This is a genomic window from Ferroplasma sp. Type II, from assembly GCF_000496155.1.
The window spans coordinates 1-1,174 of the sequence record NZ_KI542716.1 but is presented as its reverse complement, the minus strand read 5'-3'; the positions used below and the strand labels follow the sequence as shown (position 1 = coordinate 1,174).

Sequence of the window (1,174 nt, the reverse complement as noted above, 5' to 3'; positions counted from 1 at the left end):
AAGGACGGTACCTGGACAGTGAAGAACAAAAGATCCCATTTCGGGTACAAGCTCCACACAATACAGGATTCAGACAATGACATGATACTGAACTATGCAACGACCACTGCATCAGTGCATGACTCGCAGATCGATCTATCCATTCCTGGCATCGTGAATTACAAGGACAAGGGTTACTTTGGCGTTGAAGGAAGGGGAATAGATGCAGCCATGGATAAGGCTGCCAGGGGACACAAGCTGCCAGTGGAAAGCATCCGCAGGAATCTCAGGATAACAAGGAAAAGATCCAGGGGTGAGAGACCCTATTCTGTCATAAAGGGAATATTCCATGGAGGTCACGTATTCGTTACAACAGTTCCCAGAGTGAGGGTCAAGAACATGTTCATGTGCCTTGGCCATAACATGATCTGCGTGATAAGGATGAAAAATAAGGGGATAATAGCGTGAGCTATCAAGAAAGCGACAGAAAAGGGAAAAATATTAAGAAAAGAGCATAAGAAAAAGCCACTTCCTATCAATCTAAACAGAAATTAATTGAAATTCTTTCGAAAGAGTAAGTGATAAGTGAAAATTTAATAGTTGTTAGAAATTATCTATATATGGAAAATGAAATTTATGAATATATCGTGACTTTACATCTATCTAAAGCAGCATTCTTGGAAACATAGAATTTTTACAGGGTTTTTCACTCTCAATGTGTGGGTACACAATATTATATTTATTATTAATACTGCTTTCTTCTGTGATATTCATATCCGTTATACTATTTACAATCCAAATGTTTATTAATGTGGGTACACTACTTATACTATGCCATATTACACATTCAAGCGTTCCGGAAAGAATCGCTACCTTGTTCTGAGGTGGAAGAAACGTATTGACGGTATACCAACAGTTGTGAAAGAAGTAAGTGTGGGTACAGCTGCAAACCTTGCAGAGATTCTTGAGAGTGGGATCAATGATATTGTACTGAAAAGCTATACTGCAGGTTCTACACTATCTGTACTGTACATGGACAGTAAGATTGCACTCAGGGATACTGTGAATCGCATCATAGGCCATAAGGGAAATGGAATGTCACCTGGTGATTATATGCTTCTATTCGTAATGAACCGTTTATCAGATCCATGCTCAAAGAACAGTATGGAAAAGTGGATGAACAGGGATTATGCAT

Annotated in this window: 1 protein-coding gene and 1 pseudogene; both read left to right on the top strand. The window is 39.0% G+C overall.

All coding sequences use genetic code 11. From position 1 onward, the window contains the following. Nucleotides 1–447 (top strand): transposase (locus tag AMDU4_RS05990; protein ID WP_290704360.1); only part of this gene is annotated, 447 nt, incomplete at its 5' end. A gap of 363 nt (nucleotides 448–810) precedes the next feature. Then, a pseudogene (locus AMDU4_RS05985) lies at nucleotides 811–1,174 on the top strand (transposase); the annotation flags it as partial.